At 38.9% G+C, this 20,674-nt stretch carries 14 protein-coding genes and 1 pseudogene; 8 read left to right on the top strand and 7 right to left on the bottom strand.

Going from position 1 to position 20,674, the window contains the following annotated elements; all coding sequences use genetic code 11:
- Positions 1–20 precede the first annotated feature (20 nt).
- Together dnaN and dnaA are read right to left on the bottom strand one after the other, a co-directional pair.
- Positions 21–1,151 (bottom strand): DNA polymerase III subunit beta, encoded by a 1,131-nt coding sequence (gene dnaN, locus HMPREF0493_RS04435; RefSeq protein ID WP_006352100.1) that lies wholly within the window; start codon positions 1,149–1,151, stop codon positions 21–23.
- Positions 1,152–1,322: 171 nt separating this feature from the next.
- Positions 1,323–2,687, bottom strand: coding sequence for a chromosomal replication initiator protein DnaA (dnaA, locus tag HMPREF0493_RS04430; protein ID WP_040457206.1), 1,365 nt, complete (start codon positions 2,685–2,687; stop codon positions 1,323–1,325).
- 458 nt (positions 2,688–3,145) lie between these two features.
- On the opposite strand from dnaA, the gene rpmH reads away from it, so the two are divergent.
- From rpmH to HMPREF0493_RS04390, 8 genes are all read left to right on the top strand, one after another.
- Positions 3,146–3,286, top strand: coding sequence for a 50S ribosomal protein L34 (gene rpmH, locus HMPREF0493_RS04425; protein WP_006352098.1), 141 nt, complete (start codon positions 3,146–3,148; stop codon positions 3,284–3,286).
- 53 nt (positions 3,287–3,339) lie between these two features.
- Positions 3,340–3,729, top strand: coding sequence for a ribonuclease P protein component (gene rnpA, locus HMPREF0493_RS04420; protein ID WP_006352097.1), 390 nt, complete (start codon positions 3,340–3,342; stop codon positions 3,727–3,729).
- On the top strand, positions 3,710–4,579 hold the full coding sequence (locus tag HMPREF0493_RS04415) for a YidC/Oxa1 family membrane protein insertase (protein ID WP_133286289.1): 870 nt from the start codon (positions 3,710–3,712) through the stop codon (positions 4,577–4,579). Before rnpA ends, HMPREF0493_RS04415 begins: the two co-directional genes overlap by 20 nt.
- A 111-nt stretch (positions 4,580–4,690) precedes the next feature.
- Positions 4,691–6,076, top strand: a complete 1,386-nt coding sequence (mnmE, locus tag HMPREF0493_RS04410) for a tRNA uridine-5-carboxymethylaminomethyl(34) synthesis GTPase MnmE (RefSeq protein ID WP_006352095.1) — start codon at positions 4,691–4,693, stop codon at positions 6,074–6,076.
- 7 nt (positions 6,077–6,083) lie between these two features.
- The gene (gene mnmG / locus HMPREF0493_RS04405) at positions 6,084–7,979 is read left to right on the top strand and encodes a tRNA uridine-5-carboxymethylaminomethyl(34) synthesis enzyme MnmG (protein ID WP_006352094.1); all 1,896 of its coding nucleotides are present in this window, start codon (positions 6,084–6,086) and stop codon (positions 7,977–7,979) included.
- A gap of 413 nt (positions 7,980–8,392) precedes the next feature.
- Entirely contained in the window at positions 8,393–10,195 is a 1,803-nt protein-coding gene (gene spxB / locus HMPREF0493_RS04400) for a pyruvate oxidase (RefSeq protein WP_006352093.1), read from the top strand.
- Between the two features lie 110 nt (positions 10,196–10,305).
- Positions 10,306–11,691, top strand: coding sequence for an NADP-dependent phosphogluconate dehydrogenase (gndA, locus tag HMPREF0493_RS04395; protein WP_006352092.1), 1,386 nt, complete (start codon positions 10,306–10,308; stop codon positions 11,689–11,691).
- A gap of 106 nt (positions 11,692–11,797) precedes the next feature.
- Entirely contained in the window at positions 11,798–13,351 is a 1,554-nt protein-coding gene (locus HMPREF0493_RS04390; RefSeq protein ID WP_006352091.1) for a ClC family H(+)/Cl(-) exchange transporter, read from the top strand.
- Between the two features lie 160 nt (positions 13,352–13,511).
- On the opposite strand, the gene murQ is transcribed toward HMPREF0493_RS04390, so the two are convergent.
- The 5 genes and pseudogenes from murQ to HMPREF0493_RS04365 form a co-directional block, all read right to left on the bottom strand.
- The gene (murQ, locus tag HMPREF0493_RS04385; protein ID WP_040457203.1) at positions 13,512–14,405 is read right to left on the bottom strand and encodes an N-acetylmuramic acid 6-phosphate etherase; all 894 of its coding nucleotides are present in this window, start codon (positions 14,403–14,405) and stop codon (positions 13,512–13,514) included.
- A 36-nt stretch (positions 14,406–14,441) separates the two neighbouring features.
- Positions 14,442–15,911, bottom strand: a pseudogene (locus HMPREF0493_RS04380) (PTS transporter subunit EIIC); the annotation flags it as partial.
- A 214-nt stretch (positions 15,912–16,125) separates the two neighbouring features.
- A complete protein-coding gene (locus HMPREF0493_RS04375) occupies positions 16,126–16,974 on the bottom strand; it encodes a MurR/RpiR family transcriptional regulator (RefSeq protein WP_006352087.1) in 849 nt (282 codons plus the stop codon).
- A gap of 188 nt (positions 16,975–17,162) precedes the next feature.
- Positions 17,163–18,428 (bottom strand): methionine gamma-lyase family protein, encoded by a 1,266-nt coding sequence (locus HMPREF0493_RS04370; RefSeq protein ID WP_006352086.1) that lies wholly within the window; start codon positions 18,426–18,428, stop codon positions 17,163–17,165.
- Positions 18,429–18,443: 15 nt separating this feature from the next.
- Positions 18,444–20,543: a putative ornithine decarboxylase gene (locus HMPREF0493_RS04365; protein WP_006352085.1), complete on the bottom strand. Its 2,100-nt coding sequence runs from the start codon at positions 20,541–20,543 to the stop codon at positions 18,444–18,446.
- Between the last annotated feature and the right edge of the window lie 131 nt (positions 20,544–20,674).

Below are 20,674 nucleotides of genomic sequence, written 5' to 3'. Positions count from 1 at the left end.
ATTTCGAAATTGATAATTATTTAAAAAGTTCTGACTGGCGTAATTAATTGAATGAATTGAACATCGTCTTTGTTTGGCGTAACAGTAAACGGACGAAGTGGTTGCGTAAATTTCATGACAATAGCATCCGTAACTGACGCACGTAATGCATCCCGCAAATAATCAGGATTAAATGAAATCGTCAAATTCTTACCATCAAGATTCTTAAAGTTAACGTCTTCTTCAACGTTACCAATTTCAGCTGATGTACCCGTTAATTTCACTTTTCCATTTTCGGTATCCAAATTTAAGTTGACAACGTTATTACGGCCAGCATGAGTTAACAAACTTGCACGATCAAGGGCACTTGAAAGATCTGCTAAATCAAATTCAACACTAGTTGTACTTTCAGTTGGAAGCAAACGATCAGTATCAGGATAATTGCCATCAAGCAGTCTTGAATAGAAGGCAATATTGCCAATGCGGCAAAGTACTTGATTATCGCCTGGACAAACTTTAACTTCTGGATCTGCCTCACCAATAATTCTTGAAAGTTCTTGCAAACTTTTACCTGGAATAATCAAATCTGTCTTAGTTTGTGGTCCGTTTTCTAAAGCAATGGTTCTTTCTGACAATCGGTGTGAGTCGGTTGCAACAGCCTTAATTGAATCAGGACTAAAAGTAAAGTGAACCCCACTCAAAACCAATCGACTTTCTTGAGTAGCAACAGCGAATTGAGTTTCATTAATAATTTCACGCAAAATTTTGCCTGCAATTGTAAATGAAGATTCTTCTGGAATTTCAGGTAATCTAGGATAATTGTTTGCATCTAGACCATTGATTGTAAATTCACTGTTTTCTGAAGAAATCTTAGTTTGAAAACTTTCCTTTACTTCAAATGAAAAATCTTTACCTGGAAGTTTTTTAACAATTTCACTAAAGAACCGTGCTGGTAAAACAATTGAACCTGTAGATTCTACACTTAAGTCTTCACTTACTGGAATTTTAATTTCAATAGAGATATCAGTATCACTACCAGTAAGAACCAATTGGTCTTCTGATAAATCTAATTTGATACCGCTCAAAATTGGAATAGTTGCTCTAGAAGAAATTGCTCGCATTACATTGTTCAAATTTTCGATGAACAAATTTCTATTGATTGTAAATTTCATTATTGCCTCCTGTTTTTCAGGTACGTTTTCTTTATTAATTATATATTTAATTAATTAGTAGTAGTAGGTCCTGTGTTTTATGTTGAAAACTCTAAGAATCCTTAAGATAACGGAATTATGTCAGTTAACAAAATGTGTAAAAATCAAAAAGTTTTCCACAGTGGATAACTTTTAGCGATCAAGCATTTGCCGTAAATCAAAAATAGCGGATTTGATATCAGCATCAGTTTTAATTTGCTGCTGGATTTTCTCATAGGCGTGCATTACTGTCGTATGATCTTTCCCGCCGAATTCCTGACCAATTTTTGGCAGACTGGCATCGGTTAACTCACGTGAAAGATACATTGCGACTTGCCGCGGTACAACGATTTGCCTTACCCGCTTCTTACCTTTCAATTCTGCAATTGATGTCTGGAAATAATTGGCAACCACTTCTTGAATCTTAGAGATTTGCAAACCTCGATTCTTTTGTACCAGCTTAAGATCTGCCAGAGCATCACGTGCCAGATTTACATTGATGTCTTCTTTTTCAATTGTGGCATGAGCTTCTACTTTTACCAGAGCGCCTTCAAGTTCACGGATATTGGTATCGACTTGAGAAGCAATGTAGTCCAAGGTGTTGTCGTCAATTGTCAAGCCATCAGCTTCTGCCTTTTTACGGAGAATTGCAATTCTAGTTTCAAGATCAGGTGGTGTAATTTCGACTTGCAGACCCCAAGTAAATCTGGAAACCAATCTTTCTGATAAATCAGGAATTTCTGTCGGAAGTCGATCACTGGTCATGACAATTTGCTTTTGATCGTTGTAGAGCGTTTCAAAAGTATGGAAGAATTCTTCTTGAATCCCTTCTTTTTTAGCAAAAAATTGAATATCATCAACCAACAATAAGTCGCAGGTTCTGTATTTTTCACGGAATTGATCCTGCGTTTTATTTTTGATTGAATTAATAAAATCGTTAACGAAAGTTTCACTTTGAATGTAGACTATTTTAGCATTAGGACGCTCAGCCAGCATCTGATGACCGATGGCCTGCATCAAGTGAGTTTTACCTAAACCTACGCCACCAAAAATAAATAGTGGATTGTAAAAACTTCCGGGGCTATCAGCAACAGCTAAAGCAGCACCGGCAGCTAATTTGTTTCCTTCACCTTGAACAAAATTATCAAAAGTATATTTGTCGTTTAATTTTAAATCCTTAGCAAATTCATCTTGACGTGGTTGAGGAATATTTTGCTGAATTTCATGGCGTGGTTCTGGAGTAACAATTCTCTCAGGACCAGTATCACCTTCTATTTGAAAAGTAGGCAAAATTTCAATTCCTGCATAGCCATAGGCTGATTGAATTAATTGCGAAGAAAGGTTCTTTTCCCAGTAGCCCTTTGAGACAGGGTTTTGAACGGCAATTTTTAATTCATGACTATTTTTGTCATATGAAAGAGGTTTTGTATTTTTAAACCATGCATTGTAAGCAACTTCATTAAAACGCTCGCGCATTTCATCATTGAAGTGCTGCCAAAATTTATCAATATCGAACAAAATAAATTCCCCCAATAAATAAAGCAAATTTATTTTATCATTTTAAATATAAGTTTTCCACAAGTGCAAAACAGTAATTCAGAATCTACAGGCTGTGGATTATTTCTTTAATCTATTTTTAATTTCTTGTGTGCATATTTGAACAGCTTGAGTTTTTAACAGCTCAGCTGTGTATATTTTTTATTGATTTGATAGTAAACCAACCACTTTTTTATATAAAGTATCCACAGGCTGTGAATTTATTTTTGAACATGGTGTGAGTTGTGGAAAAGACTGGGAATTTCTTTGTGCCTTTCTTTTTGTGGAAAACTTTTACAGAACTTTATCCACATTCTTAACAAGAAAAATCGGCCTTGGCTTGCGTCTTTTTTGGGCTTAGCCCTTGGCAATTTTGATTAAACATGCTATTCTAAATAAGAAATTGTGCAGTTAGCACATGAATATTGGAGGTGCATTTTATGTCAACTAAGAGAACTTACCAACCTAAGAAGCGTCACCGTTCACGCGTTCATGGTTTTATGAAGCGTATGAGCACATCTAGTGGCCGTAAGGTTTTAGCAAGACGCCGTGCAAAGGGTAGAAAAGTCTTATCTGCTTAAAACCACTGAAATCCCAGTGGTTTTTTTAGTCTACTAGAGTGGAATGAAACGTTTTGAGAAAATCTTATCGTGTAAAATCTGAAAAGGATTTTCAGCATGTATTTAAAGCTGGCGAATCTGTCGCTAATCGGGCTTTTGTCATCTATAAAATAGAAAAAACAGAAAACAAACACTTCCGAGTGGGCATTTCTGTCGGCAAGAAGGTCGGACATACTGCCGTTATTCGAAATCGACTCAAGCGTTACATTCGGGCGGTAATTACTGAATATAAAACAGAAATTGATCCGCATATTGATTTTCTGGTAATTACGAGGCCCTACGCTCGCAATTTTGACATGACTGAGGTGCGCAAAAATTTAATTCATGCCTTGACCTTGGCTCACGTCATTGAAAAGATGCCGGATGGAATTGAGGAAAATAAGAGTGAAAGACATTCTGACTAAAAGAAATGTCAAGCGTCTATTAGCTGTCCTGGCAGTAATTTCGATTGCTGTTGTTTTGGTTGGGTGTGCTCCAACGAGTGGCACTCACCAAGCACCTGTTTCTCATACAAGTGGAAATTGGTGGGATCGCTGGATCATTTATTACGTTTCCGCATTCTTGTTGTGGCTTGCTAAATTAATGGGGAACAATTATGGAGTGACGATTATCGTCTTTACCATTCTTGTCCGGATTATCCTTTTACCTCTGAATGCTATTTCAATCAGAAGTTCTACCAAGATGCAGCAAATTCAACCACAAGTTGATGCGTTACGTAAGAAATATCCTGGACGTGATACAGAATCTAGACAATTATTATCACAAGAAACTAATAAGCTTTATAAGGAAGCTGGAGTAAATCCATATACTGGTTGTCTTCCGTTATTAATTCAGTTGCCTGTTATGTATGCTTTGTACATGGCAATTTTGCGGACGCCACAACTGCAAAATGGACATTTCTTATGGATGGACCTTGGGAAACCGGACCCTTACTATATCATGCCGATTTTGGCGATGGTTTTCACTTTCCTTTCAACCTATATTAGTCAAATATCAACACCTAAGTCAGCCCAAAACGGGATGACTAAGTTCATGACATATGGAATGTCAATCATGGTTGGTGCAGTGGCAATTGGTTTCCAATCAGCTATTACCTTGTACTGGGTTATTTCTAACCTCTTCCAGGCAGTTCAAACTTTCTTCTTGCAAAACCCTATTAAATATAAGCGTGAACAAGAAGCAAAGGTTACAGCTGAACGTGAGCGCAAGCATCGCATTAGAAAAGCTTATAAGCGTTTAGGACGCAAAAAATAAATATTTCGTCTAAAATCATTTTTAGATAAAGTAGTCAAAGTGCTTTATCCATCGTGATCAATCATGGTGGTATAATGCACTTTTTTTATTGAAAAAGGAACAGGGATTAAGATGGCTCAAACTTTAACTGAATTCGATACGATTGCTGCTATTTCAACACCGATTGGTGAAGGTGGAATTTCAATTGTACGAATGTCTGGTGAAGATGCAGTTAAAATTGCTAATCAAGTATTTAAAGGTGCTGATTTGACTAAAGTACCAACTCATACTATCCATTACGGTCATATCATTGATCCGGATACTAATAAGACAATTGATGAAGCAATGGTAACGGTCTTGAGAGCGCCAAAAACTTTTACGCGTGAAGACATTATTGAAATTAATTGTCACGGTGGCATCGTAGTTACTAATCATGTTTTGCAATTGTTGTTGGCACATGGTGCTAGAATGGCTGATCCGGGTGAATTTACTAAGCGAGCATTTGTTAACGGCAGAATTGATTTAACCCAAGCTGAAAGCGTAATGGATATCGTGCGGGCTAAAACTGATAAAGCTCGTCAGGTGGCAGTTGGTCAATTAGCTGGCGGCCTGATGCATAAAATTCGTGCAATGAGAAAAGAAATTCTGGATACTCTTGCCAATGTTGAGGTTAATATTGATTATCCTGAATATGATGCCGACCAGGTAACTGCCAAACAAATGGCCGATACTTCTAAAAATGTAATTCAAAAAATTGATCGTTTGTTAAAAACAGCACAGGAAGGGACGATTTTGCGCAATGGCTTGGCTACAGCGATTGTAGGCCGTCCAAACGTAGGTAAGTCTTCCCTTTTGAATTATTTGACGCAAAGCGACAAGGCTATCGTAACTGATGTTGCCGGAACTACTCGTGATACGCTTGAAGAATATATTTCAGTTAATAGCGTTCCACTTAAATTAATTGATACTGCCGGCATTCACCATACTGATGATAAAGTTGAAAAAATCGGAGTTGAACGTTCACAAAAAGCACTTAAACAGGCCGATTTAGTTTTGCTTTTGCTCGATGGCAGTCAAGAATTAACCGATGAAGACAAGACTTTGCTTAAAGAAACAGAAAACAAGAAACGAATTATCATCTTGAATAAAATGGATTTAGGTCAAAAATTAACCGCCAAAGGGATGCATGATTCAACTGGAAGCGAAGTGGTTTCAACTTCAATTTTGAAAGAGACTAATCTGGATGAATTAGAAGATTTAATCAAAAAGATGTTCTTCTCAGGAATTACCAACTCCAATGATCAAATTATGGTTACTAATCAGCGCCAAGCTGGTTTATTGGCCAAGGCTAAGAAACAGCTGCAAGATGTAGTTAAAGCAGTAGAAGATGGCGTGCCTGTTGATATTGCCCAAATTGATTTCAATGGTGCATGGGATACGTTAGGCGAAATTACTGGTGATAGTGCACCTGATGAACTGGTTAACGCCCTGTTTAGTCAATTCTGTTTAGGAAAGTAGGATAAAAATGAAAACTTACGATACCGATGAATATGATGTAATTGTCGTTGGTGCCGGTCATGCTGGCTGTGAAGCAGCACTTGCCAGTGCTCATATGGGATTAAAAACTTTAGTTGTTACAATTGGTCTAGATATGGTTGCTTTTATGCCATGCAATCCATCTGTTGGTGGCCCTGCTAAAGGAACCGTGGTCCGTGAAATTGATGCCTTAGGCGGACAAATGGGTAAAAATATTGACGCAACCTACATTCAAATGAGAATGCTGAATACAGGCAAAGGTCCTGCAGTTCGTGCTCTTCGTGCGCAGGCTGATAAATGGCAATACCATGAACATATGAAGGATGTAATTGAAAATACACCTAATTTGACCTTGCGTCAGGCAATTGTTGATCAACTAGTAGTTAAAGACGGCGTTTGTCGCGGCGTGATTACTAATACTGGTGCGGAATATCATGCTAAAAGTGTCGTTCTTACTACGGGGACAGCTGCTCGTGGCCGTATCTTCATAGGCGAATTAAATTATTCATCAGGTCCAAACAATACAATTCCGGCTATTAAGCTTTCTGAAAATTTGGAAAAACTTGGTTTTAAACTTCGTCGGTTTAAGACTGGTACGCCTCCTCGGGTTAACGGCAATACAATTGATTATTCTAAGACTGAAGAAGAACCAGCTGATAAAATTCCTCGGCACTTTTCATACGAGACCAGTGATGCCGATTATTTAAAGGATCAAGTATCTTGCTGGATGACCTATACTAATCCAACTACTCATAAAATTATTCGCGATAACCTTGATCGCTCCCCAATGTTCTCTGGCGATATTGTTGGTGTGGGTCCACGTTACTGCCCTTCGATTGAGACTAAAGTAGTTCGTTTTGCCGATAAAAATCGTCACCAACTGTTTCTTGAACCCGAAGGCAGACATACTAAAGAAGTTTATGTGGGTGATTTTTCTACTTCTATGCCAGAAGAAGTTCAACTTAAAATGCTCCACACCGTTGCGGGACTTGAACATGCGGAGATGATGCGTCCAGGTTATGCGATTGAATATGATGTAATCGAACCATGGCAATTGAAGCATACTTTGGAAACAAAAAATATCAAAAATCTCTTCACCGCTGGGCAAATGAACGGTACTTCTGGCTACGAGGAAGCTGCTGGCCAAGGTTTGATTGCCGGCATTAATGCGGCTTTGCGTGCAAAGGGCAAGCCTGGCTTTACTTTAGGCAGAGATGAAGCTTATATTGGAGTTTTGATTGATGATTTGGTAACTAAAGGTACTAATGAGCCATATCGTTTGCTTACTTCGCGTGCCGAATATCGTTTGATTTTGCGTCATGATAACGCAGACTTGCGTTTGACCCCGTATGGTCACAAGTTAGGACTTATTTCTGACAAACGGTATGCTGCTTTTGAAGAAAAGAAGAAAGAAATTGCAGCGGCAAAAGAAAAGTTAGCAACAATAACCATCCATCCTACTGATGAAGTACAAGAATATTTGCAAAATATTGGTGAGGATAAATTGAGTGCCGGCTTGAAAGCAGATATTTTCTTGCGTCGTCCACGTGTTAAGATTGATGACATTGAAAAATTAACGGGCGAAAAGATTGCAGATGATCGATATGTTAAAGAACAAGTAGAAATCAATATCAAGTACGCTGGCTACATTAAGAAAGAGCAAGTACGGATTGATCGTCTTCACCGACAAGAGGCTAAGAAGATTCCAGCAGACATCGATTATGGTGCAATTGAAGGATTAGCAACTGAAGCTCGGCAGAAATTTGAAAAGATTCGTCCGGAAACTTTAGCTCAAGCCGAAAGAATTTCTGGAGTTAACCCGGCTGACTTAGCAATCTTGAGTGTTTATATTCAAAATGGTCGCTACAGTAAAGTGAATAAGTAAAAATTAGTAATCTGAAAACAGCGTATCCATGTTTAAGCATGAATACACTGTTTTTTTATTGCGAGAAAAATTTTAATTAAGAACACTCAGAGAAACAATTTCGTTAACTTATGAAAAATAGAGCTAATAATAATAATTTTTAAAAAAATTGCATCTTTTTTATCCTATATTTTTATGAGAAAATACCTAATAACAATAAAAAAAACAGTTGTGCTTGCGCAGGCATTCACATATAAAAGCGCTATCATTGAAACATTATAAATATTTTCTTATCTAACTTTGTGAAATCCATATTTATATAAAAGCGGTTACATCATTGATATAATGCGGTTAAACAACATTTGCAAATGTGGAAAAATATGTTTCAATAAGGTATGAAAGAAAGAACTTATTGTTAAGGAGATGCACTTATTATGGCAAAGATTAATGGTTCAGATGCAATGTTCAAAGTTTTGTACGAGTGGAACATTGATCATGTTTATGGTTTCCCAGGCGGTTCATTTGACTCAAGCATGAACGCAATTCATAACTGGCAAGATAAGATTAAATTTATTGAAGTTCGTCATGAAGAAGCAGGCTCTTTAGCTGCTTCTGCAGAATATAAATTAACTGGTAAAGTTGGTGTTTGCTTTGCATCAGCAGGTCCAGGTGCTGCTCACTTATTTAATGGCTTATACGATGCCAAATATGATCACACACCAATGGTTGCTATTGTGGCCAACGTTCCAACCAGCAAACAAGATATTGACTTCTTCCAAGCTTTTGATGAAGATAAATGGTTCTTAGATGCAAGCGTATGGTGTGCTCAAGCTAAAACAGCTGAACTTCTTCCAGTCTTAATGGATGAAGCAATTCGTCAAGCATATGCCAAGAAAGGCCCAGCTGTTTTAATTATTTCTAAAGACTACGGCTGGCAAAAGATTGAGGATAACTTCCGCGTTAACTACGATGCTCACGTTGAAGACAACTATCCAGCACCAACTAAGGCTTCTGTTGAAGACGCAGTTAAGCTTTTGAAAGAAGCTAAGAACCCTGTTGTTTACTTTGGTTTAGGTGCTAAGGATGCAGGCTCAGAATTAAAGGAATTTGCTGAAAAATTCAAGACCCCACTTCTTTCATCATACTTGGGTAAAGGAATTGTTGAAGACAACTTCCCTGCTTACATGGGTACAATCGGCCGGATTGGTCCAAAACCTGCTAATGAAATTCAAAGTCATGCTGACTTGGTAGTCTGGGTTGGTAATAACTCCCCATTCTCAGTTCTTTGGTTCAACAAGAATGCTAAAGTTATTCAAATTGATGTTGACTCAGCTAAATTCGGCAAACGTCACAGCACAGATGTTTCAATGTTGGCTGATAGCAAGAAAGGCTTACGTGCAATTATTGATGCTGGTGAAGATCGCATGGAATCACCTTTGTACAAGGCTTCAATTGCTGACCGTGAAAACTGGGACGCATGGCAAGCAAGCTTTAAGGATTCAGATGAAAGTCCAGTTCGTCCTGAACCAATCTGGGATGTTATTAACAAAGAAGCTGCAGATGATGCTATCTTTGCAGTTGATGTAGGTAACGTTAATGTTGACCAATGTCGTTTGCTTAAGATGCATGACGATCAAAAGTTGGCAACTTCAGGCTTGCATGCAACAATGGGCTTCGGTGCTCCAGCTGCTTTGGCTGCCGCTGAAGTTTATCCAGATCGTGAAGTATGGCAATTAGCCGGTGATGGTGGCTTTGCTATGATGAACCAAGAACTTTTAACAATGGCACGCTACAACATGCACATTTTGAATATCGTCTTTACTAATGAAACTCTTGGCTTCATTCAAGCAGAACAAGAAGACGAATCTAACCAACCACTATCAGGTGTTATTCTTCCAGACAATGACTGGGCAAAAGTTGCTGAAGGTATGAACGTCAAAGGTGTTACTGTTCGCACTAAGGCTGAATTTGAAGCAGCTGTTAAGGAATGGAAGAAGATGGACGGTCCAATGTTAATTGACGTCAAATACACCCATAAAATGCCTTATTCAACTGAATTGAACAGCCTTGACGATCCAGCCTTCGTCAAGAAGTATCAAGCAGAAGACTTGAAGCCATTCAGCTACTTTGCTGATAAATACGGAATGGAAACTGATGCTGCCACTGGTGCATCTCAACATGCAGAACCAGAGCCAGATCCTGAACCAGATACTACTTCTGGTGCTTCACGACACTAATCTGTTTGATAAATAAAATTTATGAGAAAGCGAAACCTTTTGGTTTCGCTTTTTTCTTTGTCTACTCGTATAATATAAAATGAGAAAATTTTGATGGAGGAAATTAAAAAATGCAACAATTTGGCGTTATTGGCTTATCCGTTATGGGTAAGAATTTAGCCTTGAATATTAGAAATCATGGTTATTCAGTCTCTGGCTTCAGTATTGATAAATCTGAAGTTGATGCTTTTGCTAAATATGAAGATGATAAGTTAAAACCTTGCTACACTTGGGAAGAATTCGTTAATTCACTTGAAAAGCCACGCAAGATCTTAATTCAAATTATGGCTGGTGATCCAGTTGATCAAACTCTGCAAAAGCTGTTGCCTCTTCTTGATAAAGGCGACATCTTAATTGATGGTGGTAACTCAAACTTCCATGATACTACCCGTCGTTTTGAAGAAATGGAAAAGCATGGCATTCACTTTATCGGAATGGGAGTTTCCGGTGGTGAAGAAGGTGCCTTAAATGGCCCAGCTTTGATGCCAGGCGGTGACGAAGAAGCTTACAAGAAAGTTGCACCGATCTTAGAAGCAATCGCTGCTAAGACCCCTGAAGGCCGTCCATGCGTATCTTATATTGGCCCAAGTTCTAGTGGCCACTATGTCAAGATGGTACATAATGGTATTGAATATGCTATTATACAAGAATTCTCAGAAGTTTACGATATTTTACGCAAAATCGCTAGCAAGAGCGATGATGAAATGTCAGCTATCTTCGACAAGTGGAATCAAGGTCTTGTCCATGCTTACTTGACTGAAATCACTGCTAATGTTTTGAAGCAAAAAGACAATTTGACCCAAGATCACGTTATTGACCATATTTTAAACGTAGCTTCTTATAAGGGTACTGGTAATTGGATGCTTGAAGACGGTGTTGCTTTAGGTGCTCCAATTAATGTTGTAGCAGAGGCTGTTATTGCACGTTTCATGTCAAAGGCTACTACGCGTGAAGGAAAAGAAATTGTATGGAACGGTGATGTTCCAGACAACTTGATCGATAATTTGGAAAAATCATTGCAATTAACACAAGCTGTTGCTTATGCTCAAGGCTTCCAACAATTAACAATGGCTGCTAAAGCATATGATTGGAATCTTCGTTACCCTGCAATTGCACAAAACTGGGAAGCTGGTTGTATCATTCGTTCATCAATGTTGAAAGATATTGAGAAAGCATACGAAGATGGCAAGCAACTTGAAGTCTTGTTCCAAGATCCATACTTCAACCAATTGATGGTAAACAATATTCCTGCTTTGCGTGAAGTTGTTAGTTTAGTAACTAAGGCTGGCATTCCAACTCCAGCTTTGAGTGCATCATTGAATTACTTGGAATCAATTTTTGATCCAAGTTTGCCAGCTAACCTTATTCAAGGCCAACGTGACTACTTCGGTGCTCACACTTACCTTAGAAATGACCGTGAAGGCACATTCCACACCGAATGGTATGAAGAAAAATAATTTTGTTACACGTGTAACAAAAAAAGAGAACTCGTGAGAGTTCTCTTTTTTGATGTAGAATATTAGTGTTACTGTAAATTATTGGTAAAGTGGAGAGTTGATAAAGATGAAAAATGAAAATAATACTAGTCTAAAGCTCCTAGGACAAGCCTTGATCGTGGGAATCTGTACAGGAATTGTCGTAGGATTATTTAGATTTGGCATTGAAAAAACTACTGCTTTTTGGCTGCATTTGTTTTCATTAGCACATCGAAATCCTGTTTGGTTTATTGCAATTATTGTGGGTTTTCTATTAGTTGCAGTAGTAGCAGGATATTTTGTTAAACAGCAACCGCACGTTGGTGGTTCAGGTATTCCTGAAGTAAAACTTGAGTTACAGGGAAAATTATCTGTTAAGTGGTTCCCTATTCTTTGGCGAAAATTAATCGGTGGCATTCTGGTGATTGGAACTGGTTTGTTTCTTGGCCCAGAAGGTCCCTCACTTCAATTAGGATCATCAATTGGGCAAGGAGTTGGCGAGAGTTTTAAACAAACAAAAACTAATTCTCGCGTCTTACTTGCTACAGGAGCAGCGAGCGGTTTATCTGCTGCCTTCGGTGCTCCACTTTCAGGCTCTCTTTTTGTGTTAGAGGAAGTTTTCCATAATTTCTCGCCACGAGTTTGGATGAATGCCTTGGCTGGTGCGATTGCGGCCAACTTTGTTGTTTCTAATTTCTTTGGTCTTCATCCAGCGCTTGCAATTCCATACAACCATTCATTTCCAATCCCGTTATATTGGCATCTAGTCTTACTGGGACTTGTACTTGGACTATGTGGTCACTTGTATAAGGTTGGCCTCTTCGGGTTAAAAAAAGTATATTTAAAGATCAAAATTTTGCCTAGATGGTTGCATGGATTAATTCCTTTGGCAATTTTGATTCCAATGGCTTATGCTTGGCCGCTCATCACTGGTCCGGGCAATCGCTTGATTTTATCTTTATCAGATATGATTACGACTCAAGGCTGGGTAACTGTCGGGATGCTGGCCTTCTTCTTCGTTTTGAGACTAGTATTTTCAATTGTCTCCTATGATTCAGGTCTACCAAGCGGCATCTTCCTCCCTATCTTGACGATGGGAGCTTTGATTGGCGGCACTTATGGTACCTTCATGGTTCAGCTGGGACTTTTACCACAAAAACTGGTTGTCAATCTGGTTATTTTCTCAATGGCCGGCTTATTTGCTGCAATTATTCGAGCTCCGTTTACAGCTGTTATTTTGATTACTGAAATGGTTGGCTCGCTGCTTCACTTAATGCCACTTGCAGTCGTTGCCTTCATTGCCCTTTTGGTTGATGAATTCTTAGGCGGACGGCCAATATACGACAGTCTTGCAGAAGCAATGGAAGGTAAAAACGGTGTAGCTAAAGAATCATATCGTGAAGATCAATTGACGGTGCCGGTATATGAAAGCAGTCAGTTGGTTGATAAAAAAGTTGCGGATATTGATTGGCCTGAAAACACGTTGGTTAAGTTAATTAGACGTGGCAGTGAAGAAATTATTCCAAACGGGAAAACGGTTATTGCTGCTGGCGATATGCTTATTCTGGCGGTAGATCAGAATATGCGCGGCAAAGTTTACGATGAAATGAAGAAACTGCAAGAAGTTGAATTTGACGGATAAAAATAATCGATTACAAAACAGACTAACCTAGTGTTGGATTATGAATCGACGGATTCATGATCCGGCACTTTTTATTTTGCTTAAAATAAAAAGCGAAGATAAAGCAAAAGACATCCTGTGATGGGATGCCTTTTTATCTAGAAAAAATATTTAGTGACTTCTACTCTTGGCTGATTACTTTACCCACTTGTCCATTATTTTCTTTAAGCAAAACTTGGGCTGCTTCTTTATCTTTCTTTGTCTTAAGCATCACAATTGCTAAGCCAACATCATTATTTGTTTTCTTAAGCGTTGACAAGGCTGTTTCCTTATCAGCACCGGTGGCAATATTGATAATTCGACAAGCACGATCAACTAGCTTGGAATTGGTAGGTTGAACATCAATCATAATGTTTTCATAGACTTTTCCCTGACGAATCATAACACCAGTTGAAATCATGTTAAGGATCATTTTTTGTGCAGTTCCCGACTTCATTCTAGTTGAACCAGTAATAACTTCAGGCCCTACTACTGCCTCAATTTTGATATCGGAGTGCTGTCCAATTTCTGAATTTGGTACGCAAGCAATTGAAACAGTTAATGCTCCAACTTTTTTAGCATAATTGAGACAGCCAATTACATATGGCGTGCGGCCACTGGCAGACAAACCAAGAACAGTATCGTTAGCGGTTAAATTAAGCTCTCTGAGATCTTTTTCACCAAGCTCCGGGGAATCTTCCGCCCCTTCTACTGCACGGTACATGGCTCCTTTACCGCCGGCAATGAGACCGACTGCGCGTTCAGGCTTAATGCCATAAGTCGGTACAAGCTCTACCGCATCGAGAACTCCGAGGCGGCCACTTGTCCCTGCGCCTACGTAGACAAGCCTTCCGCCTTTAGCATATCTTTCAGAAGCTTGATCAATAGCTTGAGCAATTTGAGCATCCTGTGTACCAACAGCAGCAACTTTTTGATCTTCATGATTAATGGTTTTTACTATCTCTAATGTCGACATTGTGTCGATATGAAGAGTAGCAGGATTGCGAGTTTCCGTAATCAAATTTTTGATCTGCATATTCATATCCCTAAATTTCTATCGTTTTTATTTATTAACTAAACTACCATCTTTATTTTTGGCAACCATAGCTGATTTTGGTGTACCGAAGAAGTAGGTAGCAATAAAACCACCAATGTAAGCTGCAAGCAAGCCTAAGCAGTATGCCCACCACATGTTATGAGCGATAAGTGGAATTAAAGCCCAACCTGATGTACCAATTGCAATCGCACCTAAGTGTGGGAACATGCCAATAACGGCACCACCTATACCACCACCAACACAGGCAGTAATAAATGGTCGACCTAAAGGTAAAGTTACACCATAAATTAATGGTTCACCAACACCTAAAATACCGACAGGCAAAGCCCCTTTAATCAATTTAGTCAATTGTTTGTTGTGACGGCATTTAATCCAAAGTGCAATTGCAGCACCTACTTGACCAGCACCGGCCATTGCTAAGATTGGAAGAAGTGGAGTATAACCCATCTTTTGAATCATTTGCAAGTGAATTGGGGTCAAAATTTGGTGTAAACCAAGCATTACCATTGGTAAGAAGAACAGACCGAGAATAAATCCGGCAAATGGACCACCAACAGCTAATACCCAGTTAATTGAGCCAACTAGTGAGTTAGATACCCAACCAGCTAAAGGCATAATCAGGAAGACTGTAAATAGTCCCATAATTAAAACAGTTAAAAATGGAGTAACAAGGATATCTACACTGTCCCATACATGCTTATGGAAGAATTTTTCTATATAAGACATTAACCATACGGCAAGAAGGACACCAATAATACCACCTTGTCCAGCAGCTAACGGCTGACCATCAAAAATGTTAGGAATTGTTACTGGAGCAACTACTCCTGGCAAGTAAACAACACCGCCGATAATACCGCCAAGACCTGGAGTGGCACCAAATTCTTTGGCAGTGTTAATCCCAACGTAGATGTTTAAGTAAGCAAAAAGAGCGCTGGAAATCATGCTTAAAACGGTAATTCCAAGACTCCAACTGCTTGGCAGCATTTTTACAGCCAACATGTTCTTCAAAATACCGGCGACACCTGAAATTAAACCGGCACCGATGAAGGCTGGAATTAATGGAACGAAAATTGAAGAAATATGTTGTAAAGCTGCACGCCACCAAGTTTTCTTAAGAGCTGCTTTATGAGCGGCATGAACTTCGGCAGCTTTTTTTTCTACTTCTTTTTTGCTAGATTGATAGCTGCTTTCGGTAGTTTTCAGATTGTCTGGAAATACTTCCCCTTCTTTTACACCGACTTCGGCACACATCTATGCGGCCACTTTAGTGTTGATACCAGGGCCTAATACTATTTCGAGAGTCTCAGCTTCAACTACGCCAATTACGTCATTGATAGCCTTTAATCCGTCAACGTCGACCTTAGACATGTCTTTGATAGTGATTCTTAAACGTGTCATACAGTGAATTAATTTAGTGACGTTCTGTGGACCACCGATTTTTTCATAAATCTGGTCGCCGAGAACTTTATATTTGTTTTCCGACATTGTTCTTCTCCTCCCTTAGAGTTGAATTTTTTGAAATTTTATTTCAGCCGAAAAGCAGATTCTTAACTGAAAGTGCTTTCTAAAATTAAGATTAATGCCAATATTAGCGGGTGTCAATAAATATTTACAATATAATTTAATTATTAGAATGTGAATTTTTTGAAATAATATTTCAATATTTAGAATAAAAAAAGCCCCAAATTGGGGTGATAGATTAGTTTTTCTCCTTCAGATGATTGGTAATCCTGGAGGTTGCTTTCATCCTATTTTCTAATTTGGGCACGTCTTTTGCAATTAAACATAAATAGAGCAAACATGACATTGTCATTTCACTGAATAAAGAGTTAATTGCTCCTACTCGCAGCAACTGTTCATTACTTGGGAGGGGCAAAATGATGCTAGCCAATTGAGAAAGTGCAGAATTTGAGTCGCGGGTGATGGCGATTATCGGTGTTTGATTATGATGAGCTTGTCGAGCAGCCAGCAAGATCTCCTCGGTTTGTCCGCTGTATGAAAAAATAATCATTACATCTTTGGGTGTAGTGAAATATGACTGCTCTAAAGCAATATGAACGTCATCATCATAAAAAGCTTTTCGTCCAATTCTAATTAGTTTGTAGTATAAGTCCTTAGCTGGAAGTCCTGATGCTGCCACCCCTTCTAAATAGATGCTATCTGCTTGTTGCAGTAAGGAAGCGGCGATTCCTATTTCTTTTGTATTATTTAATTTAACGAATTCTGTTAGATTTTGCTGCAACGATTTTTCCAATTTTAATAAGACTGTTGTCGATGTATCACCGTTTGCAACAATGGTATCGAAATCATCGTTCTCTTTTTGCGGCGCATCTTGTGCAAGCTGCAATTGAAAATCTTTTAATCCTTTGAACTCCAATTGCTGACAAAAGCGTACAACCGAAGCTGCACTAGTTTTAGTGATTTTTCCCAATTCTTGCGCATTGTTGGTTAAGAAGGCAGCAGGATTTTCCAACAAATAATCAGCAATCTGCCTAGAGGTTTTTGATAATTTTGGGTAATCGTGCAGAACTTTGTCTTTTATTTTCATTTTGATGCCTCGCTATTCTAAGAACTCCTTTTCATTTCAAATATTAGCTATAATGAAATAATTTTTCAATTAAAAGCTTTTTTGAGCAACTGAAAAAATGAAGTGGACTCCTAAATATTAATTTTTCAAAAATAAAAATCCCTTTAAACTAATAGCTTGAAGGGATTTTTGCTGTCTATTTTTCTTTTTTATTTCTTGTAAAAGGTATCTTCTACGGCTCTGGTGATCGCAATTTTATCATGCGCATAAGATAACCCACCTTGGATGTAAAGGCGGTATGGTGGACGAATTGGACCATCAGATGACAATTCAATAGTTGAGCCTTCTACAAAACTCCCAGAGGCCATAACGACTTGATCTTCATAACCATCTTGGTGGTAAGGAATTGGATCAACGAAGGAGTTCATTGGAGAATAGTGTTGAATTGCAGCACAGAATTTAACCATTGGATCTGGATCACCGAAAGTTACGGTTTGGACAATATCAGTTCTTGGATCATTCCATTTTGGCATGACTTTCATACCCATTTCTTCAAGTAAAGCAGCGGTATAAACCATGCCTTTGAGAGCCTCACCTGTTGTGTGAGGAGCCATAAAGAAGCCTTGGTAAATGTCGCGTAAGAAGCCCCAGGTTGGGCCTTCACCCTTACCGGCACCAGGAACATTTAGTCTGGAACCAGCTTGTTCGATCAAATCTTTGCGCCCGACTAAGAAGGCACCACCTTTGACAATACCAGCACCTGCATTTTTGAATAAAGATCCAGCCATCATGTCAGCACCGTAAAATGTTGGCTCTTCGCATTCGGAAAATTCACCGTAGCAATTATCGATAAAGATATTAACATCAGGACGCACTTCTTTGATAAATTTAAGCATCTTCTTGATCTTTGCCATCGTAAAGCTTGGGCGAACAGCATAACCAAGTGAACGTTGAATGGCAACTACCCTGATGGACTTGTCCTGCAAGTCTTTGCGCGCTTTTTCATAATCGACCTCATTGTTTGGGAGCAATTCAGTAGTTTTGAAGTTAATGCCCCATTCCTTCATGTTTCCCGGCTTGTTCCCGGCCAAACCGATTACTTCTTGAATGGTGTCGTAAGGAGTTCCTGTTAAGTAATAGAGCGTATCACCAGGCCGAAGCATGCTAAATAAAGCGGTGGCAATGGCGTGCGTTCCAGATGAAAACTGATTTCTTACTAAAGCGTCGTCAGTCTTGAAGTAATCTGCATAAATTTGTTCAATCTTGTCACGACCGATATCATCGTAGCCGTAACCAGTAGAAGGAACCAAATCTTCTTCACCGACATTATGCTTTCTAAATAAGTCCAAAACACGTTGCTGGTTATAAAGAACCTGCTCATCAATTTCTTTTAATCGAGATGCAATTAATTGATCAACTTTGTCGACTTTTGCGCTTAATTCTTTAGGCAAATTTTCTTTCCATGATAAAACCATAATTTTCTCCTTTATTTATTTTTCCTTCAATACTTCTGCTTGTACTAAAATCTTGCCATCTTTTTGCTCAGAAACATAGACTCCTTGAATTTCTGGTACAAAGCCAGGGAACTTTTCAATTGCGCCTGCCAGAACTTCGAAATACTTTTGGTCAATAGCCGACCATCTTTCTCCTGGAGCTACGATGAAGACGCCTGGTGGATAAGGCAAAGCTCCTTCGGCTGCGATGCGTCCTTCTACGTTCTGCAGATCGACCAGTTCGCTTTGGTTGCGCATAAACAAGTCGTCGGCCCTAGCTGGGATCATTACATAGTTTTGCATATCTTTTTTAGCAAAAAGCTCCTTTTGCAAAGTAAAAGTTTGATTTTGTTTGTAATACTCATGCATTTCTTGGCATAAACGCTTTAATGTATAGCCAGCATAACGTTTAGGATAGCGTTTGGCCAGTTTAGGCAAGGCTTCAGCTAATGGAGCATCTTCATTGTAGAATTCTTCGAATTTCAAAAATGCATCCAGTAGCGTGTTGAGCTCTTCTTCAGTATCTCCTGGTGTCAGTAAAAACAGCAGAGAGTTCAAGTCTGCCTTGGCCCGAATGATTCTTTTTTCCATTAAAAATTCAGAAACGACTGCTCCCGGAATGCCATTTTCCTCATACCGGTCATGTTTAATATCAATTCCTGGAGTGACAACGGTGATCTTAAGCGGATCAAGCATTGCCTCACCGTTTGCAATTTGATTGAAACCATGCCAAGAGTCTTCATGCTTGAAATTCCAGTATTCGCTGTGGGTCATTAGTTCTTCAGTTGGGATTTTAGCAAAATTGTCAGGGACAAACGGCCGGAATAATTTAGATTTTTTCAGCAGCTTTTTTCTGAATTCAATTCCTAATCTTAAAGTTTGGTCCCACCATTTCTTGTTGCCAGTTCCAGCCGTCAAATAAGAATTAACGGTTAGCGAAGCATAGAGCGGATAAGAGTAGCTGGAAGTGACAAATTTTAGGTATGCATTGTTGAAATGCTTGTGGTCAACATAGCGTGCCTGCCCTTTGATGTGCGAGTCTTTTTTCAAAATCTGTGAAGCTTGAGCCATACCGGCTTGTTGCTTGTGCAAAGACTGAGTAACCAGAATGCCGGGGTCATCAGGGCCATAATTGTAAGCCAATGGCGATAAGTGCTTCATGATTGGTACGAATTGCTCAAATCCGCCCCAAGCACAGTCGAATAAGATGTAGTCACATAGCGAACCAATTTTGTCGATCAGCCATTTGGCATTGTAAAAGAGACCGTCATAGGTTTCAGATTGAATAATCGCTAATCTAAATGGACGCTTGGCCTTGGCTTTTTCGGGTTCGACCTTGGCAATTTCTTGTCGTAAGTATTTTTCATCTAATGCACGTGGATTCATTTCACCGATTAAGCCTAATGGATTACGGTCCGTAGGAATGTAAACGGGTTTGGCTCCCGTCATGACTAGAGCACTGTTATAGAGCGATTTATGGTTGTTGCGGTCAAATAAGACTAAGTCTCCTTCACGCAGAATAGCCTTCGCACAAATCGAATTGGCACTAGTTGTACCATTTGTACAAAAGTAAACTTTGTCAGCATTGTAGGTTTGTGCAGCCTTTTGTTCGGCCGTTAAAGGCGTTCCAGCATGCATCATTGTGTCGCCTAATTCAGCGACGGTATCGCTGGTATCGGCGAACATTAAATTTTTACCGAAAAAGTGATTGAAAATAGCACCAGCTGGGTGTTTAGCATAATATTGCCCATTGTGGTGGCCTGGCGTGGTGAAGCTGATAGGCTTATCTTGGGCAAAATGAATTAAATCGGATAAGAAGCCAGGAACCATTTCTTGCGTGTATTTCTGTGCAGCCTTTTCTGTTTGGGCGAGCTCATTTTTATTTAGCGTTGCATCTGCAATTTCGATAATTGGGATTCCTAAACCGGATGCTTTTTGCAAATCATGTGCCAATCTTAATGATGCTTGATCACTGGCGTTAACAACGATTGCGGCAAGAGATGCAGGGTCAGTGTTTTCAGTTAGAGAAATGGTGTGCCAATTTTCTAATTGCTTGAACTTCACATTCTTGCCATAGGCGATTTTTAGAAAATTCATAAATTATTCTCCAAAAACTATTGCAAATAAAGAATAAATCTTTATAATCTTTGACGTACATTTTTACACTTTATGATTAAAATTAATATTGAATTGAGAATAATGTACTAAGATTAGATTATATCTACATT

This window comes from Lactobacillus amylolyticus DSM 11664 (assembly GCF_000178475.1).
Lineage (GTDB): Bacteria > Bacillota > Bacilli > Lactobacillales > Lactobacillaceae > Lactobacillus > Lactobacillus amylolyticus.
The sequence above is the reverse complement of the archived record's forward strand: the minus strand, read 5'-3'. Positions and strand labels throughout refer to the sequence as shown.

Excerpts from the sequence above, each read along its gene's own strand:
- HMPREF0493_RS04375 (WP_006352087.1), bottom strand. The coding sequence starts at position 16,974 with ATGAAAATAAAAGACAAAGTTCTGCACGATTACCCAAAATTATCAAAA.
- HMPREF0493_RS04365 (WP_006352085.1), bottom strand. The coding sequence starts at position 20,543 with ATGAATTTTCTAAAAATCGCCTATGGCAAGAATGTGAAGTTCAAGCAA.
- HMPREF0493_RS04390 (WP_006352091.1), top strand. The coding sequence starts at position 11,798 with ATGAAAAATGAAAATAATACTAGTCTAAAGCTCCTAGGACAAGCCTTG.
- mnmG (WP_006352094.1), top strand. The coding sequence starts at position 6,084 with ATGAAAACTTACGATACCGATGAATATGATGTAATTGTCGTTGGTGCC.
- spxB (WP_006352093.1), top strand. The coding sequence starts at position 8,393 with ATGGCAAAGATTAATGGTTCAGATGCAATGTTCAAAGTTTTGTACGAG.
- mnmE (WP_006352095.1), top strand. The coding sequence starts at position 4,691 with ATGGCTCAAACTTTAACTGAATTCGATACGATTGCTGCTATTTCAACA.
- dnaN (WP_006352100.1), bottom strand. The coding sequence starts at position 1,151 with ATGAAATTTACAATCAATAGAAATTTGTTCATCGAAAATTTGAACAAT.
- rpmH (WP_006352098.1), top strand. The coding sequence starts at position 3,146 with ATGTCAACTAAGAGAACTTACCAACCTAAGAAGCGTCACCGTTCACGC.
- HMPREF0493_RS04370 (WP_006352086.1), bottom strand. The coding sequence starts at position 18,428 with ATGGTTTTATCATGGAAAGAAAATTTGCCTAAAGAATTAAGCGCAAAA.
- gndA (WP_006352092.1), top strand. The coding sequence starts at position 10,306 with ATGCAACAATTTGGCGTTATTGGCTTATCCGTTATGGGTAAGAATTTA.
- murQ (WP_040457203.1), bottom strand. The coding sequence starts at position 14,405 with ATGCAGATCAAAAATTTGATTACGGAAACTCGCAATCCTGCTACTCTT.